The following is a 15584-nucleotide window of genomic DNA, read 5'->3' on the forward strand; positions in this document are numbered from 1 at the left end:
ATCATGCCTTCGATTACGGTTGAACCGTGCACCTTCGCCTTGTTCGGCGCCTTGGGCGATCTGGCCCTGCGCAAGCTGTTTCCTGCCCTTTATCACCTGGATGGCGCCGGCCTGCTGCACGAGGACACGCGTATTATCGCGCTGGCCCGTGAAGAAGGCACCGAACAGCAGCACATGGCATTTATTGCCGCCGAACTGCGCCGCTACGTGGGCAAGGAGCTGGACGAGGCCGTGGCCGAGCGCTTTCTGGCGCGCCTGACCTACCTGCACGTCGACTTCCTGAAGGCTGAAGATTACGCGGCGCTGGCCGAACTGGCGGGCACCAAACAACGCATGATTGCCTACTTCGCCACCCCGGCGGCGGTGTACGGCGCGATCTGCGAGAACCTGGCGAAAGTCGGTCTGGCCGAAAACACCCGCGTGGTGCTGGAAAAACCGATCGGCTCGGACCTCGAATCCTCGCGCAAGGTCAACGACGCCGTGGCGCAGTTCTTCCCGGAGAACCGCACCTACCGCATCGACCACTACCTGGGCAAAGAGACGGTACAAAACCTGATCGCCCTGCGTTTCGCCAACAGCCTGTTCGAAACCCAGTGGAACCAGCATTACATCTCCCACGTGGAAATCACCGTGGCCGAGAAGGTCGGCATCGAAGGCCGCTGGGGCTATTTCGACAAGGCCGGCCAGTTGCGCGACATGATCCAGAACCACCTGCTGCAACTGCTTTGCCTGATTGCCATGGACCCGCCGGCCGACCTGTCCGCCGACAGCATCCGTGACGAAAAAGTGAAAGTGCTCAAGGCCCTGGCGCCGATCAGCCCGGAAGGCCTGACCACTCAAGTGGTGCGCGGCCAGTACATTGCCGGCCACAGCGAAGGCAAATCCGTACCGGGTTACCTGGAAGAGCCGAATTCCAACACCCAGAGCGACACCGAAACCTTCGTCGCCCTGCGTGCCGATATCCGCAACTGGCGCTGGGCCGGCGTGCCGTTTTACCTGCGAACCGGCAAGCGCATGCCGCAGAAACTGTCGCAGATCGTCATCCACTTCAAGGAACCGTCGCACTACATCTTCGCCCCGGAGCAGCGCCTGCAGATCAGCAACAAACTGATCATCCGTCTGCAACCGGACGAAGGCATTTCCCTGCGTGTGATGACCAAGGATCAAGGCCTGGACAAGGGCATGCAGCTGCGCAGCGGCCCGTTGCAACTGAATTTCTCCGACACCTGGCGCAGCGCGCGGATCCCCGACGCCTACGAGCGGTTGTTACTGGAAGTGATGAACGGCAATCAGAACCTGTTTGTCCGTAAAGATGAAATCGAAGCCGCGTGGAAGTGGTGTGACCAGTTGATCGCCGGGTGGAAAAAATCCGGTGACGCGCCCAAGCCGTATGCGGCCGGGTCGTGGGGGCCGATGAGCTCCATTGCATTGATCACGCGGGACGGGAGGTCGTGGTATGGCGATATCTGATGTGAAACTGCCCGCGGGCGTAAATGCCCACGAATTCAAGAGCCCGGTGTTGCTCGCCGAAGGCTTGGCGCTGAATGTCGCCAAGCAGTTGAGCGATGCATTGGCAGCGCGAGGCAACGCTGTGCTGGTGGTGTCCGGCGGTCGCAGCCCCGTGGCGTTTTTCCAGCACCTGGCCAAGCAGGCGCTGGACTGGTCGAAGGTCGTCGTGACCCTGGCCGACGAGCGCTGGGTGCCGGTCGAACACGCCGACAGCAATGCCGGCCTGCTCAAGCAGTATCTGCTCAAGGGCCCGGCGGCCAAGGCGCAGTTCCTCAGCCTTTACAGCGCGGCGGCCAACGTCGAGCAGGCTGCGGAGCAGGCCGATCGGTTGCTCGCCGAGTTGCCGCCCATCGACGTGCTGGTGTTGGGCATGGGCGATGACGGTCACACCGCGTCGTTGTTCCCGGACAGCCCGAACCTGACTGAAGCCCTGCAAGCCGATGGCACCCGTCGCTGCTGGCCGATGCTGGCGCCAAGCGTGCCGCGTCAACGCCTGACCATGAGCCGGGCGCTGCTGGCCTCGGCGCGGCACAAGATTCTGTCGATTTCCGGTCAGTCGAAACTGACCACCCTGAATGCCGCACTGGCATCCAACGACGTCGCCGCCATGCCGGTTCGCGCGTTTCTGCAACCTACGTTAGAGATTTACTGGTGCCCATGAGCCAAGGAACAGCCGCTATGACAACCCCATCCCCGACCGTTTCCATGGCGGACAAAGTTGCCCTGATCGACAGCCTCTGCGCCAAGGCGCGGATCCTGCCGGTGATCACCATCGCCCGTGAACAGGACGTGTTGCCGCTGGCCGACGCCCTGGCCGCCGGTGGTCTGACCGCGCTGGAAGTGACCCTGCGTTCGCAGTTCGGCCTCAAGGCGATCCAGATCCTGCGCGAGCAGCGCCCGGAGCTGGTGACCGGTGCCGGCACCGTGCTCGACCGCAACATGCTGGCCGCGGCCGAAGCGGCCGGTTCGCAATTCATCGTCACCCCGGGCATCACCCGTGACCTGCTGGAAGCCAGCGTCGAAAGCCCGATCCCGCTGCTGCCGGGCATCAGCAACGCTTCCGGCATCATGGAAGGCTATGGCCTGGGTTATCGCCGCTTCAAGCTGTTCCCGGCTGAAGTCAGCGGCGGCGTGGCGGCCATCAAGGCTCTGGGCGGCCCGTTCGGCGAAGTGAAATTCTGCCCGACTGGCGGTGTCGGCCCGGCCAACATCAAGAGCTACATGGCGCTGAAAAACGTCATGTGCGTGGGCGGTAGCTGGATGCTGGATCCTGAGTGGATCAAGAACGGTGACTGGGCGCGCATTCAGGAATGCACCGCCGAGGCTCTGGCGCTGCTGGACTGATGTTTCTGAAATAGTTTTTTCCTGACACTTCGTTGTGTGTTCTACGGCTTTAACGGTGCGCTTGGTCGGTGCACCGTTTTTTTTTGCCCGCAAAAAACCTTCGTTATCTCGAGATACGTTATCTGGAGATACATAGTTACCGCACCTGGCTCGGTGTGTGGCGCTAACCTGCGTTCATCTTATGGAAGAGAGAACGCGTCATGGATAACCAGCCTTCAGCGCCATCGGTTTATCAACTGGCCCCCGAGCAAGTCGCCGGGCCGTATTTTCGCAATCCCAAACTGCTGCGTCGCAACATCAGTGAAGGCGCCGAGGGCCTGCCCTTGCTGCTGCGCCTGACCATCGTCGATGCGATGACCGCCGAACCGGTCAGCGGGGCACTGGTGGATATCTGGCACTGCAACGCACGGGGCGCCTATTCCGGCTGGAGTCGGGTCAACCCGGACCAGGAAGTCGATGTCGAAGACATCGGTTCAATCCCGCGAACCGACGACGACACCTACCTGCGCGGCGGTCAGTTCAGCGATCACAAGGGCAGGGTGCGCTTCACCACGATCTATCCGGGGTTTTATGCCGGACGTGCCCTGCACATTCACGTGGCGGTGCGCATCGTCGCCGGCAACGAATACCTGGACGAGCGCAATGTGGCCTGGGTCGGACAGCTGTACTTCCCCGAGGTGGTTTCTCGCGGCGTGCTCAACGCCAAGGCGTATCGCGGGCGCGGCTCGGTACCGGTGTGCAATGCCAACGATGTCTATTACGCCAACATGGGTGGGGAGGCCTCGACCCTGACCGTGTGGCCGATCGGCCGCGACTCCCACGAGGACGGTTACTTCGGCCACCTCACGATCGGCATCGACACCTTTGCGGTGTCGTCGCAGATCAAGCCCGAGGACTTCGACAAGTACACGGTTTAACGCAGTTCATTCAGCGCCAGAACCAGCGACTGGATCTCCGCCGCCGTCGTGGTCAACGACGGCGTGATGCGGATGCATGGCCCGCAGGCTGCGCCGTTGCGCACGACGGTGAACAGGTTGTAGTCGTTGAGCAGGCGTTCGACCATCGCCTGCTGGTCGGCATGCCGGGTAAAACGCATCGAGGTGATGCCGCAATACAGACGTGGATCGTCCGGGGTCGTGACTTCGATGCCCGGCAGATTGCGCACGGCGCTGACCCACAGGTTGCGCAGGTAATTGACTCGTGCGCCCTTGGCCGCCGCGCCACCGAGTGAGCGGTGTTCCTCGAACACCAGCGGCAGGGTCATCAGCGCCGGAATGTTCGGCGTGCTGTGGGGTGTGCGCGAGCGGATGTCGTTGAGCGGGAAATGCATCTCGCCCATGTCTGGGTCGATGTCGGCCAAGCGTTGCGGGGCGATATACAGAAAGCCCAGGGTCAGCGGCGAGCCGATCCATTTGTGCAGGTTGTACCCGGCGAAGGCGATGCCCAGCGCTTCCAGATCGAACTCGATCTGGCCGAGGGCATGGGCGCCATCGAGGATGATATCGACGCCATGTTCCTTGGCCAGCGAGGCGATGGCCTGCACCGGCATCACCAGTCCGGTGCGGTGGGTGACGTGGGTCAGCGCCATCAGCTTGAGCTTCGGATAGCGAGTGAAGGCTTCGCGGTAGGTCGCCAGCAGGCTGTCGAAGCTGGCCGGGTGCGTGTGCTCGATCTCGATCACCTCGACCCCGCGATGGCGGGCCAGCCAACGCATGGCGCCCTTGACCGTGTCGTATTCCAGATCGCAGATCAGCACCTGATCGCCAGGTTCGAGACGGTTGTAGTTGCGGATCAGCGACTGCAGGCCGGCGGTGGCGTTCTGGGTGAAGGCGATGCTTTGCGCACGCACACCGATCAGTTCGGCCAGTTGCGCGCGGATGTCGAGGCTGTCGTGCTGTTCAAAGCGTTGGCGTACGTAGATCGAGTTGCTGTTGTTGATCAGCTCGATGTGGCGTTGATAGTCCTCGACCACGGTGCGCGACATGCGCCCGAAGTAGCCGTTTTCCAGATTCACGGGGCCGGGGTGGCGGTCGTAACGGTCGGCGAAGGTTTGCCAGAAGGCTTCGTCTCGGGCGCGGCGGGTGTTATCGGGCATGGTCGACTCGGATCAGGATGCGCCTCAGTGGCGCGGGGCGGGTTTGCCATGTTTGGCGCGCAACGGTTCAAGCAGGTCCGACAGGCCGTTGTGGTCGATTTCCTGCATCAGCGCCAGCAGGCCGCCGAGTTCGCCGTGGGGGAAGCCTTCACGGGCGAACCAGTTCAGGTACGGGCCGGGAAGGTCGGCGATGATCCGTCCCTTGTATTTGCCGAAGGGCATTTCGCGGGTAATCAGCAGTTCGAGTTTTTCGGGATTCATTGCACGGATCGTCTGAGTTCAAAACAGTCTGGAAAATACAGGCATTCTGCATGCAGGCCAAATGACAGATCATGCAAATAACAGGCATACAGATTTCGTCTTTATGAGTAACTTATTGAAAATAAAAGAATAAATTCAATAGAAAAAACTGGCACGGCCACTGCAACACTCCTTGCACCTTCCACCGAACGCAAGGAATTAAAAAATGACTGACCTCAATAAAGAAGCCATCTCCGTCCTCAACGACCTGATTGAAACCAGCAAGGACGGTCAGGAAGGGTTCAAGACCTGTGCAGAAGACATCAAACACCCTGAACTGAAAACCCTGTTCGTGAAACGCTCCGCCGACTGCGCTACGGCTGCTGCCGAATTGCAGGCGACCGTGCGTTCAATGGGTGGCGATCCGGAAACTTCCACCAGCGTCAGCGGCGATCTGCATCGTCGCTGGGTCGACGTCAAAGCCGTGTTTACCGGCAAGGACGAAGAAGCGGTACTCAACGAAGCCGAGCGCGGTGAAGACCATGCCCTGAAGGCCTATCGTGAAGCGATCGAGAAGATCAACAAGCACAACCTGGTGGGCATCCGTGATCTGGTCGAACGCCAGTACCACGGCGTGCAACGCAATCACGATCAAGTGAAAGCCCTGCGTAACCAGGCTCGCGCACGCTCTTAAGCGTTCGGGGCCAAGAAAAAACGCCAGCTAGTCTGGCGTTTTTTTGTGTCCGGATTTAACCGAGATTGATCAGCCGATGCTGATGGCCGGCAAGGTCGGCAGGGTAACGGTCTGTTGTTTACGTGGAGCCAGAATCTCGGCTTCACCGTCCACGACCAATTCATCGCGCTGGTTGAATACGCGAGTGGCAATGCGCACGCGGAATTTCGGCAGTTTCTCGAGGATTTCCAGGCGTACGGTCAGGGTGTCGCCAATCTTTACCGGTTTCTGGAAGCTCATCTGCTGACCGATATAAATGGTGCCCGGCCCAGGCAGCTCGCACGCCACGGCCGCACTGATCAGCGCGCCGCTGAACATGCCGTGGGCGATGCGTTCCTTGAACATGCTGGCGGCGGCAAACTCGGCGTCCAGGTGCACCGGGTTGTGGTCGCCGGACATCGCGGCGAACAGCTGGATGTCACGCTCTTCGACAGTCTTGCTGTAGCTGGCGGTCTGGCCGACTTCGAGGGCTTCGTAAGGGATGTTGGTAACCTGGGTCATCGGTCTTGATTCCTGTGACGGATTAAATGAATCCACAATAAATTATTCGCTGCGGTGAGGACGGCGATGGCTGAGCGCCTGGTCGATCCAGGCCAGCACATCGGCGGTCACTTCGTCGCGGTTGGTCTCGTTGAACAATTCGTGCCGCGCCTGCGGGTAGATCTTCAGTTGCAGGTTCTGGCTGCCGGCCGAGCGCAAGGCATTGGCCAGATCAGTCAGACGCTTGCCTTCGCTCACCGGATCACATTCGCCGCCAATCACCAGCAGCGGCAGGCCCGGGTCGATCTGGGCGAGATTGGACGCTTTGCTGATTTGCTGCAACCCGCCGAGCAGGTCGATCCACAACTGATTGGTGCAGCGAAAGCCGCACAGCGGATCGGTGGCGTACTTGTCGACTTCGGCCGGGTCGCGACTCAGCCAGTCAAACTCGGTGCGCGCCGGTTTGAATTTATTGTTGAACGAGCCGAACGACAGCCATTCGATCAGCGCGCTGCGACCCTTGGCGCCCTGGCGCAGCTTTTCGAACCGGGCGATCTGCCGGGCTGCGCGGTACAGCGCCACCGGCTGGAAATTCGAGCCGCTGAGAATTGCGCCGTGCAGGCTGGCGCTGTGATGCAGTAAATAAGCCTGCGCGATGTAGCTGCCCATGCTGTGCCCGAGCAGCACGATCGGTACGTCGCTATGACGCTGGCCGATGTGCTGGTTGAGGCTGGCCAGGTCGCCGACCACCTTGCACCAGCCATCGTCGTCGGCGAAATGCCCGAGCGTCCCTTGATCGGCCGTTTTGCCATGGCCGCGTAAGTCGGGCGCGTATACACCGTAACCTTCGGTGCAGAACGACTCTGCCAGTCGCGCATACCGACCGCTGTGCTCGGCCATGCCGTGGGCCAGCAGAATCACCGCCTTCAGCGGCGCGTTCGGCAGCCACTGGTTGATGAAGAGGCGGCTGCGGTCACTCGCGTCCAGCCAGAAAGTGTCGTGGATCATGGCTATTCCTTTTGCTGCATGCTTTTGCTGCAGGGGCCAGCAGAGGTTGCATTGTATAGCGCGTCCGATCAGCTCACGCCACGGCTGGAAGATTCACACGATCAATGAGGACGTCGCCCATATTTGCCTGAATGACCATAGCTGCTAGTGTCCGTGAAGCCCCGCTTTTTGCTTTCGGCTTTTTCAAGGACAAGAGAAAAATGACAGCGAAGCGGCCCCGGATCGGCTCAGGTAAAGAGGACAAGAACAATGCAACCTGATTTCTGGAATGACAAACGCCCGGCGGGCGTACCCCAGGACATCGACGTGGGTGAATTCAAGTCGGTGATCGAGGTGTTCGAGCGTTCCTGCAAGAAATTCGCTGATCGCCCGGCGTTCAGCAACATGGGCGTGACCCTGACCTACGCCGAACTCGAGCGCTACAGCGCCGCGTTCGCCGGTTACCTGCAAGCCCACACCGATCTGGTGCCGGGGGATCGCATCGCGGTGCAGATGCCCAACGTCCTGCATTATCCGATTGCCGTGTTCGGCGCGCTGCGTGCCGGGCTGATCGTGGTCAACACCAACCCGCTGTACACCGCGCGGGAGATGCGTCACCAGTTCAAGGACTCCGGTGCCCGGGCGCTGGTGTACCTGAACATGTTCGGCCAGAAGGTCCAGGAAGTGCTGCCGGACACCGACATCCAGTACCTGATCGAAGCGAAGATGGGCGACCTGATGCCCACCGCCAAGGGCTGGCTGGTCAACACCGTGGTCAGCAAAGTGAAGAAAATGGTCCCGGCGTACTCGCTGCCCCAGGCGATTTCCTTCAAGAGCGCCTTGCGCATGGGTCGGGGCCTGGGCATCAAGCCGCTGAAGGTCGGCCTGGACGACATCGCCGTCCTGCAATACACCGGCGGCACCACCGGCCTGGCCAAGGGCGCGATGCTCACCCACGGCAATCTGGTGGCCAACATGCAGCAGGTTCGCGCCTGTCTCGCCCAGTTCGGCAGCGATGGCCAGCCACTGCTGCGCGAAGGTCAGGAAGTGATGATCGCGCCGCTGCCGCTGTACCACATCTATGCCTTCACCGCGAATTGCATGTGCATGATGGTGTCGGGCAACCACAACGTGCTGATCACCAACCCGCGTGACATCGGCGGTTTCATCAAGGAGCTGAAGAACTGGAAGTTCTCGGCACTGCTGGGACTCAACACGCTGTTTGTCGCGCTGATGGATCATCCGGACTTCAAAACCCTGGATTTCTCCACCCTCAAGCTCACCAACTCCGGCGGCACTGCGCTGGTCAAGGCCACCGCCGAGCGTTGGGAGCAGATCACCGGTTGCCGCATCACCGAAGGCTACGGCCTGACCGAAACTTCGCCGGTGGCCTGCACCAACCCTTACGGCGATCTTTCACGAATCGGCACGGTCGGGCTGCCGGTGCCGGGCACCCGGTTGAAAGTCATCAATGACGACGGCGTCGAACAGCCTTTGGGCGAGCGCGGCGAACTGTGCATCAAGGGCCCGCAGATCATGAAGGGCTACTGGCAGAAACCCGAGGCCACCGCCGAGGTGCTGGATGCCGAGGGTTGGTTCAAGTCTGGTGACATCGCGGTGATCGACCCGGACGGTTTCGTGCGCATCGTCGACCGCAAGAAAGACATGATCATCGTCTCCGGTTTCAACGTGTACCCGAACGAGATCGAAGACGTGGTGATGGCCCACCCGAAAGTCGCCAACTGCGCGGTGATCGGTGTGCCGGACGAGCGCTCCGGGGAAGCGGTGAAGCTGTTTGTTGTGGCGCGGGAAACCGGCGTGAGCCTGGAAGAACTGAAGGCCTACTGCAAAGAGAATTTCACCGCGTACAAGGTGCCCAAACACATTGTGCTGCGTGAGTCGTTGCCGATGACGCCTGTCGGGAAGATTCTGCGGCGTGAGTTGCGCGATATCGCCTGATCGCCGAATGACTGCGCCTGACGCATTCGCGTTGAGGCCTGAAGATCGCAGCCTCTGGTGGCTTCCTTAAGCCGCTGAAGGCTGCGATCTTTTGCTTTTTGTCCCGGAATTCCGGGGCTTTTAGAGAGTTATAGGATTTTTGCTCTAAAATGACTGCCAGTAGTTCTTGAGTCATGAAAATGACTGTAGGGGCCGCTTTTGGCTCTAGTCGACCCTTGGCAAAGCTGCTACTCTCGGCGCGCTTTGTGACTTCTCGGCCTTGTAAAAAGCCAGACTCACCAATAAACAAACACCAATAATAATCGCATCAAATGCGGTGCTGAATTCGCGTTGCTGAGGAGTGGGCTTCCATGATCGAAGACTTTTGGAAGGATAAGTACCCCGCTGGAATTGCTGCCGACATCAATCCAGACGAGTACCCGAATATTCAGGCAGTGTTGAAGCAATCCTGCCAACGCTTCGCCGACAAACCGGCGTTCAGCAACCTGGGCAAGACCATCACCTACGGTGAACTGTACGAATTGTCCGGTGCGTTTGCCGCTTATCTGCAACAGCATACCGATTTGCAGCCCGGTGATCGAATCGCCGTGCAACTGCCCAACGTGTTGCAGTACCCGGTCGCCGTCTTCGGTGCCATCCGTGCCGGGCTGATCGTGGTCAACACCAACCCGCTGTACACCGCGCGGGAAATGGAACACCAGTTCAATGACTCCGGTGCCAAGGCGCTGGTGTGCCTGGCCAACATGGCGCACCTGGCCGAAGCCGTGGTGCCGAAAACCGGCGTCAAACACGTCATCGTCACCGAAGTCGCCGACCTGCTGCCGCCGATCAAGCGTCTGCTGATCAACAGCGTCATCAAGTACGTGAAGAAAATGGTGCCGGCCTATCACCTGCCAAAAGCCGTCAAGTTCAACGACGTGCTGAGCAAGGGCCAGGGTCAGCCGGTCGCCGAAGCCAACCCGGACAGCGGCGATGTCGCGGTGCTGCAATACACCGGCGGCACCACCGGCGTGGCCAAGGGCGCGATGCTCACCCATCGCAACCTCGTCGCCAACATGTTGCAGTGCAAGGCGCTGATGGGCTCCAACCTCAATGAAGGTTGCGAGATCCTGATCACCCCGCTGCCGCTGTACCACATCTATGCGTTCACCTTTCATTGCATGGCGATGATGCTGATCGGCAACCACAACATCCTGATCAGCAACCCGCGCGACCTGCCGGCGATGGTCAAGGAACTGTCGAAGTGGAAGTTCAGCGGTTTCGTCGGCCTCAATACGCTGTTCGTGGCCCTGTGCAACAACGAAGGTTTCCGCAAGCTGGATTTCTCGGCGCTGAAAGTCACCCTGTCCGGTGGCATGGCCCTGCAACTGGCCGCCGCCGAGCGCTGGAAAGCGGTCACCGGTTGCCCGATCTGCGAAGGTTACGGCATGACCGAAACCAGCCCGGTGGCTACGGTCAACCCGATCCAGAACATCCAGATCGGCACCATCGGCATTCCAGTGCCGTCGACCCTGTGCAAAGTCATCGACGATGCCGGCGTCGAGCAGCCGCTGGGTGAAATCGGCGAGCTGTGCGTCAAGGGCCCGCAAGTGATGAAGGGCTACTGGCAGCGTCAGGAAGCCACCGACGAGATGCTCGACAGCGAAGGCTGGCTGAAGACCGGTGACATCGCGCTGATCCAGCCGGACGGTTACATGCGTATTGTCGATCGCAAGAAAGACATGATCCTGGTCTCCGGTTTCAACGTGTACCCGAACGAACTGGAAGACGTGCTGGCAACCCTGCCGGGCGTGTTGCAGTGCGCGGCCATCGGTATTCCGGACGAGAAGTCGGGCGAGGCGATCAAGATCTTCATCGTCGCCAAGCCAGGCGTCACGCTGACCAAGGAAACGGTGATGGAGCACATGCGCGCCAACGTCACCGGCTACAAGGTGCCGCGTTCGGTGGAATTCCGCGATGCGCTGCCGACCACCAATGTCGGCAAGATCCTGCGTCGCGAGTTGCGCGACGAAGAGCTGAAGAAGATCAAGGCGAAGAACGCCGCATAAAATAAAAAGCCCCGCAGATGCGGGGCTTTTTGTTGGTGCAGGAATCGCTTACTGACGGAACGGTGCGAAGTTCACGTTGGTGCCTGCCGGGCGCATGTCCTGCAGGTACGAGTCCTTGTCGGCACTCAGTTCCAGGCTCAGGGCAGCCTTGCGCTTGCCTTCGTTGCGGATCACCAGGCCTTCGAGCTTCTCGCGCAGAAACACGGTCGGCACTTTCAGGTGCAGCAGCTCGTCGGTGGCCGGGGTGTGCATCAACAGGTGAATCCACTCGTACTGACCAATGGCCAGACGCGACACCGGCAGATCGAACCACCAGATGTTGCGGTTGCGGTTAAGTTCGGAGAAGTGGCAGTTGTTGGTGCCGAGCACGGCACCGCCCAGTTCCTGGTTGCGACGGGCGATGGCCTGCTTTTTATCGAGTTTCATAACATTCCTGCGGGATCGGTTCTGTGGCGCCTGGCGCCCTTATGGTGGGCATTCTCGGGGCTACGCTCGCAAACATAAAGCGCAACCTGCACGCCGCGACGAAATGAAGCCCTGAAAATAAATGAAACTTGGCGCAAACCGGGCCAGTCAATCGTTACGTACTGACTTTTCCCCTTCAATGCACCAAGGAGAAACACCATGAGTAGCACAGGCGATAAAGTAAAAGGCATGGCCAACGAAGCGGTCGGCAACGTCAAGCAGGGCATCGGTAAAGCCACCGACAACACCAAACTGCAAGTCGAAGGCAAACTGCAAGAGAAGAAAGGCGAGGCCCAGCAAGCCGTGGGCAAAGCCAAGGACGCGATCAAGAAAGGCGTCGACAAGGCTTGATCCAGCCTTGAACGAAACACCGAAGCGGCCATCCAAGGATGGCCGTTTTCGTGTCCCGTTCACATACAGTCACGGATCACAGTGTTTCAAAGTCGCCAAGTAAGCTACTTTGATGAGAGAAAAACGGCCCCTGAGTCGCCACGACTTCAACCTGTTTTGCGGCGAAAGGAGACGCGAATGATTTTCCCCGACATGAAAGGCCTGCCCCTGCACCGGGTCATCGTGCGCACCGTCACCGAGTTCATGGATGACGAGATGTCGACCTATGCCTCGGCACTGGCCTACCAGATGCTGTTCTCGCTGTTCCCGTTCATTCTGTTCCTGATTGCCCTGATCGGTTTCCTGCACCTGCCGGACTTCTTCTCCTGGCTGCGCCTGCAATCGGAGCTGGTGTTGCCGCCCCAGGCGCTGGAGCAGGTCAACCCGGTGATCGACCAGTTGCAGCAATCCAAGGGCGGTCTGCTGTCCGTGGGTATCGTCGTCGCCCTGTACACCGCGTCCGCCGGTGTGCGCCTGATGATGAGCGCGATGAACGCGGCCTACGACGTGGTCGAGGGCCGGCCGATCTGGAAGCGCTTCCCGCTGTCGATCATCTACACCGTCGGCATTGCCGGCATGCTGCTGGCCGCTGCCGCGCTGATGGTGCTCGGGCCGCAGGTGATGGGCTGGATCGCCGGGCAGGTCGGTCTGGAAGACTTCATCGTCACCGTATGGACCATCGCTCGCTGGCCGGTGATCGTGATCCTGATGATGGTCGCCGTCGCTTTGATCTACTACGTGATGCCCGACGTCAAACAGGAATTCCGTTTCATCACCCCGGGCTCGGTGCTGGCGGTAGTGGTGTGGATCATCGCGTCCCTGGGGTTCGCGTTCTACGTCAAGACGTTCGCCAACTACAACGCCATGTATGGCAGCATCGGTGCGATCATCGTGCTGTTGCTGTATTTCTACATTTCCGCCGCCGTGCTGTTGCTGGGGGCGGAGATGAATGCCGTGATCGAACACATGTCCAGCGAGGGCAAGGACCCGGGCGAGAAAGTCCCCGGTGAACTCGATGAACATCCCAAACAACACGTTTCCGGACTTGGGCGCGATCATTCGCTCAACCCGAACACAGACGAAGCCTGATCATGATCCGTGAAATCCTGAAGATGGGCGATGAACGCCTGCTGCGCATTGCCCCGCCGGTGCCCGCCGAGATGCTCGACAGCCCTGAGCTGTGGCAACTGATCGACGACATGTTCCAGACCATGGAAAGCGTCGGCGGTGTCGGCCTGGCCGCGCCGCAGATCGGCGTCGACCTGCAACTGGTGATCTTCGGCTTCGAGCACAGCGAACGTTACCCGGACGCCGAAGCCGTGCCGCAGACGATCCTGATCAATCCGCTGATCACGCCGTTGAGTCCCTTGATGGAAGAGGGTTTTGAAGGTTGCCTGTCGGTGCCCGGCCTGCGGGGCGCGGTAGATCGTTATCAGCAGATCCGCTACGAAGGTGTCGATCCCAAGGGGCAGCCGATCGTGCGCGTGGCCTCGGGGTTCCATGCGCGGGTGGTGCAGCACGAGTGCGACCACCTGATCGGGCGCTTGTACCCGTCGCGCATTACCGATTTCAGCAAGTTCGGTTACACCGAAGTGATGTTCCCGGATCTCGACCCCAACGCCGACGACTGACTAGTCCGCGCGCGGCGCAAGCTCCATGGCAATCATCGGCTTGCTCCGCGCATAACGGCTCAAGCGCTCGGCCATCGCCTGGGGCAGGGCGGGGTCGAAAGTGAAGCCGCGCCGTTCGTAGAAACCGCGCAGATCCGGGTGGCAGAACAACCAGACAGGCGCCTCGACGTCCTTCACCGCTTCGGCAATCAATTGTGCGGCAATGCCCTGTTCGCGGCAGGTCGGGTCGACGAACAACCCGGTCAGCCAATACCCGCCTGAAACCGGCCGCAGACACAACGCAGCAACAATCTCCTCCCGCCGCGCCACCCACAATTGCGCCTCGCGCACCGCTTTCATCGACGATTGATGTTGGCGGTAGAACTTGTTCATCAAGGGCCAGGACAGGTCGTCGAGCTGGCTGTAACGGATGTCGGTCATGAATCGGACTGCCGGTGCAAAAGCCGCGGATTATAAAACAACGTGCTCGCCGGGATAGGTGTATACCTGATCTCACATCCCCTCTGAGTGGAGTACGCATCATGTCCAAAGGTATGGATTCGAAGAAAGCCGCGAAGAAGAAACCGGCCAAGACCGCCATCGAGAAACGCCACGAGAAAAGGGCGAAAAAAGTCGACATCTTCGGTCATTGATCACCTCCTTCAGGAGCCTGGTTCCCGGGCTCCTGTCTCGCCCCTAAAAACCTCGCCAAAATAATCTGCAAGATTCTCCGCTGGTGTTGCACAGAACGATCAGACCCTCGTTCCGAGCCACGCCATGCCCCATTATTTCGACGATGCCCATCGCCAACAGATCGAAGCCCTGCGCCAACGCTTCACCGCCCGCACCGACTGGCCGACCTGGCTGTTGCTGATCGGCGTGTATGCCGGTTGGTTCGCGATTGTGCTGGGCAGCGGATGGCTGGGCCTCTGGTGGACCACGTTGCTGCTGATTCCGTTGCTGGTGCTGTGGCTGTCGGTGCAGCACGAATTGCTCCACGGTCATCCGACGCGCTGGACTTCGGTGAACAAAGTCCTCGGCTACGCGCCGTTTGCGGTGTGGTATCCGTACACGCTCTATCGCGACAGCCATTTGCAGCACCATCGCGATGAGGACCTGACGATCCCCGGCGTCGACCCCGAAAGCCGTTACCTGAGCGCCGAGCGCTGGCACGGCAGTTCGCTGCTCGAACGCAGCCTGCACTGGCTGAACAAGACCGTGCTCGGCCGATTCGTAATAGGTGCGCCGCTGGCGTTACTGGCGCTGGCCAATGAACAACTGCAACGCCTGAAAAACAGCGAGCGCCAAGCCTGGCTAATGTGGCTGACCCACGGAACCCTGACCTTGCTGATGCTGTTTTTCATCGCCCGCTACAGCGTGTTGCCGGTCTGGCATTACCTGTTTTTGATCAGCGTGCCGGCGCTGTCGATTGCGATGGTTCGCTCTTACTATGAACACCGGCCGCACGCACAACCGGAACAACGCACGGTGCTCAACGAAGCCGGATGGCCGTGGCGCTGGTTGTTCCTGAACTTGAATTTCCATCTGGTGCACCACGATTTGCCGAAGCTGGCGTGGTACGACTTGCCCAAGGCCTATCGCATGCGCCGGGAGCAATGGGTGGCGCGCAGCGGTGGATTTCTGGTGCAAGGTTATGGGCAACTGTGGCGTCGGCACGGCATCAAACCGATCGACAGTCCGCAGCATCCGTTTATTTGAGGCCA

17 protein-coding genes are annotated in these 15584 nt (G+C 60.0%); 11 read left to right on the forward strand and 6 right to left on the reverse strand.

The features are described from left to right. The first annotated feature begins 3 nt into the window (after positions 1–3). From zwf to AC1RMX_RS16405, 4 genes are all read left to right on the forward strand, one after another. Complete coding sequence (gene zwf, locus AC1RMX_RS16390) at positions 4–1470, forward strand: glucose-6-phosphate dehydrogenase (protein WP_085709658.1); 1467 nt, start codon at positions 4–6, stop codon at positions 1468–1470. Then, complete coding sequence (gene pgl / locus AC1RMX_RS16395) at positions 1457–2170, forward strand: 6-phosphogluconolactonase (RefSeq protein WP_096818242.1); 714 nt, start codon at positions 1457–1459, stop codon at positions 2168–2170. Before zwf ends, pgl begins: the two co-directional genes overlap by 14 nt. 17 nt (positions 2171–2187) lie before the next feature. After that, positions 2188–2853: a bifunctional 4-hydroxy-2-oxoglutarate aldolase/2-dehydro-3-deoxy-phosphogluconate aldolase gene (locus tag AC1RMX_RS16400; protein ID WP_011335602.1), complete on the forward strand. Its 666-nt coding sequence runs from the start codon at positions 2188–2190 to the stop codon at positions 2851–2853. A 200-nt stretch (positions 2854–3053) separates the two neighbouring features. Continuing rightward, positions 3054–3770: an intradiol ring-cleavage dioxygenase gene (locus AC1RMX_RS16405; protein WP_493072536.1), complete on the forward strand. Its 717-nt coding sequence runs from the start codon at positions 3054–3056 to the stop codon at positions 3768–3770. Here AC1RMX_RS16405 and AC1RMX_RS16410 read toward each other — a convergent pair. Both AC1RMX_RS16410 and AC1RMX_RS16415 read right to left on the reverse strand, forming a co-directional pair. After that, positions 3767–4948 (reverse strand): aminotransferase class V-fold PLP-dependent enzyme, encoded by a 1182-nt coding sequence (locus AC1RMX_RS16410; RefSeq protein ID WP_493065995.1) that lies wholly within the window; start codon positions 4946–4948, stop codon positions 3767–3769. The genes AC1RMX_RS16405 and AC1RMX_RS16410 overlap by 4 nt on opposite strands. Before the next feature lie 24 nt (positions 4949–4972). After that, positions 4973–5209: a DUF3820 family protein gene (locus tag AC1RMX_RS16415; RefSeq protein WP_003227425.1), complete on the reverse strand. Its 237-nt coding sequence runs from the start codon at positions 5207–5209 to the stop codon at positions 4973–4975. A 205-nt stretch (positions 5210–5414) separates the two neighbouring features. Here AC1RMX_RS16415 and AC1RMX_RS16420 point away from each other — a divergent pair, with 205 nt between their 5' ends. Then, positions 5415–5882, forward strand: coding sequence for a PA2169 family four-helix-bundle protein (locus AC1RMX_RS16420; protein WP_096818237.1), 468 nt, complete (start codon positions 5415–5417; stop codon positions 5880–5882). 69 nt (positions 5883–5951) lie between these two features. On the opposite strand, the gene AC1RMX_RS16425 is transcribed toward AC1RMX_RS16420, so the two are convergent. Together AC1RMX_RS16425 and AC1RMX_RS16430 are read right to left on the reverse strand one after the other, a co-directional pair. Next, positions 5952–6422 (reverse strand): MaoC family dehydratase, encoded by a 471-nt coding sequence (locus AC1RMX_RS16425; RefSeq protein ID WP_003227420.1) that lies wholly within the window; start codon positions 6420–6422, stop codon positions 5952–5954. Positions 6423–6464: 42 nt separating this feature from the next. After that, on the reverse strand, positions 6465–7409 hold the full coding sequence (locus tag AC1RMX_RS16430) for an alpha/beta hydrolase (RefSeq protein WP_493072537.1): 945 nt from the start codon (positions 7407–7409) through the stop codon (positions 6465–6467). 249 nt (positions 7410–7658) lie between these two features. Here AC1RMX_RS16430 and fadD2 point away from each other — a divergent pair, with 249 nt between their 5' ends. After that, the gene (gene fadD2, locus AC1RMX_RS16435; protein ID WP_493072538.1) at positions 7659–9347 is read left to right on the forward strand and encodes a long-chain-fatty-acid--CoA ligase FadD2; all 1689 of its coding nucleotides are present in this window, start codon (positions 7659–7661) and stop codon (positions 9345–9347) included. 350 nt (positions 9348–9697) lie between these two features. Further along, positions 9698–11395, forward strand: coding sequence for a long-chain-fatty-acid--CoA ligase FadD1 (fadD1, locus tag AC1RMX_RS16440; protein ID WP_096818229.1), 1698 nt, complete (start codon positions 9698–9700; stop codon positions 11393–11395). Positions 11396–11443: 48 nt separating this feature from the next. Here fadD1 and AC1RMX_RS16445 read toward each other — a convergent pair whose 3' ends face one another. After that, complete coding sequence (locus tag AC1RMX_RS16445) at positions 11444–11821, reverse strand: hypothetical protein (RefSeq protein WP_493072539.1); 378 nt, start codon at positions 11819–11821, stop codon at positions 11444–11446. Between the two features lie 198 nt (positions 11822–12019). Between AC1RMX_RS16445 and AC1RMX_RS16450 the strand changes: the two genes are divergently transcribed. From AC1RMX_RS16450 to def, 3 genes are all read left to right on the forward strand, one after another. Further along, the gene (locus tag AC1RMX_RS16450) at positions 12020–12211 is read left to right on the forward strand and encodes a CsbD family protein (protein WP_096818227.1); all 192 of its coding nucleotides are present in this window, start codon (positions 12020–12022) and stop codon (positions 12209–12211) included. A gap of 177 nt (positions 12212–12388) precedes the next feature. Next, on the forward strand, positions 12389–13339 hold the full coding sequence (locus tag AC1RMX_RS16455) for a YihY/virulence factor BrkB family protein (RefSeq protein WP_096818226.1): 951 nt from the start codon (positions 12389–12391) through the stop codon (positions 13337–13339). 2 nt (positions 13340–13341) lie between these two features. Then, positions 13342–13881, forward strand: coding sequence for a peptide deformylase (def, locus tag AC1RMX_RS16460; protein ID WP_096818225.1), 540 nt, complete (start codon positions 13342–13344; stop codon positions 13879–13881). On the opposite strand, the gene AC1RMX_RS16465 is transcribed toward def, so the two are convergent. After that, on the reverse strand, positions 13882–14301 hold the full coding sequence (locus tag AC1RMX_RS16465; RefSeq protein WP_493072540.1) for a GNAT family N-acetyltransferase: 420 nt from the start codon (positions 14299–14301) through the stop codon (positions 13882–13884). 336 nt (positions 14302–14637) lie between these two features. On the opposite strand from AC1RMX_RS16465, the gene AC1RMX_RS16470 reads away from it, so the two are divergent. Beyond that, on the forward strand, positions 14638–15579 hold the full coding sequence (locus tag AC1RMX_RS16470; protein WP_493072541.1) for a fatty acid desaturase: 942 nt from the start codon (positions 14638–14640) through the stop codon (positions 15577–15579). Positions 15580–15584 lie beyond the last annotated feature (5 nt).

Source organism: Pseudomonas sp. GW822-FHT03F04, assembly GCF_058801405.1.

What these genes read in the sequence shown, in the direction of transcription:
- zwf (WP_085709658.1), top strand. Translation starts at nt 4, where the DNA reads ATGCCTTCGATTACGGTTGAACCGTGCACCTTCGCCTTGTTCGGCGCC.
- pgl (WP_096818242.1), top strand. Translation starts at nt 1,457, where the DNA reads ATGGCGATATCTGATGTGAAACTGCCCGCGGGCGTAAATGCCCACGAA.
- AC1RMX_RS16400 (WP_011335602.1), top strand. Translation starts at nt 2,188, where the DNA reads ATGACAACCCCATCCCCGACCGTTTCCATGGCGGACAAAGTTGCCCTG.
- AC1RMX_RS16405 (WP_493072536.1), top strand. Translation starts at nt 3,054, where the DNA reads ATGGATAACCAGCCTTCAGCGCCATCGGTTTATCAACTGGCCCCCGAG.
- AC1RMX_RS16410 (WP_493065995.1), bottom strand. Translation starts at nt 4,948, where the DNA reads ATGCCCGATAACACCCGCCGCGCCCGAGACGAAGCCTTCTGGCAAACC.
- AC1RMX_RS16415 (WP_003227425.1), bottom strand. Translation starts at nt 5,209, where the DNA reads ATGAATCCCGAAAAACTCGAACTGCTGATTACCCGCGAAATGCCCTTC.
- AC1RMX_RS16420 (WP_096818237.1), top strand. Translation starts at nt 5,415, where the DNA reads ATGACTGACCTCAATAAAGAAGCCATCTCCGTCCTCAACGACCTGATT.
- AC1RMX_RS16425 (WP_003227420.1), bottom strand. Translation starts at nt 6,422, where the DNA reads ATGACCCAGGTTACCAACATCCCTTACGAAGCCCTCGAAGTCGGCCAG.
- AC1RMX_RS16430 (WP_493072537.1), bottom strand. Translation starts at nt 7,409, where the DNA reads ATGATCCACGACACTTTCTGGCTGGACGCGAGTGACCGCAGCCGCCTC.
- fadD2 (WP_493072538.1), top strand. Translation starts at nt 7,659, where the DNA reads ATGCAACCTGATTTCTGGAATGACAAACGCCCGGCGGGCGTACCCCAG.
- fadD1 (WP_096818229.1), top strand. Translation starts at nt 9,698, where the DNA reads ATGATCGAAGACTTTTGGAAGGATAAGTACCCCGCTGGAATTGCTGCC.
- AC1RMX_RS16445 (WP_493072539.1), bottom strand. Translation starts at nt 11,821, where the DNA reads ATGAAACTCGATAAAAAGCAGGCCATCGCCCGTCGCAACCAGGAACTG.
- AC1RMX_RS16450 (WP_096818227.1), top strand. Translation starts at nt 12,020, where the DNA reads ATGAGTAGCACAGGCGATAAAGTAAAAGGCATGGCCAACGAAGCGGTC.
- AC1RMX_RS16455 (WP_096818226.1), top strand. Translation starts at nt 12,389, where the DNA reads ATGATTTTCCCCGACATGAAAGGCCTGCCCCTGCACCGGGTCATCGTG.
- def (WP_096818225.1), top strand. Translation starts at nt 13,342, where the DNA reads ATGATCCGTGAAATCCTGAAGATGGGCGATGAACGCCTGCTGCGCATT.
- AC1RMX_RS16465 (WP_493072540.1), bottom strand. Translation starts at nt 14,301, where the DNA reads ATGACCGACATCCGTTACAGCCAGCTCGACGACCTGTCCTGGCCCTTG.
- AC1RMX_RS16470 (WP_493072541.1), top strand. Translation starts at nt 14,638, where the DNA reads ATGCCCCATTATTTCGACGATGCCCATCGCCAACAGATCGAAGCCCTG.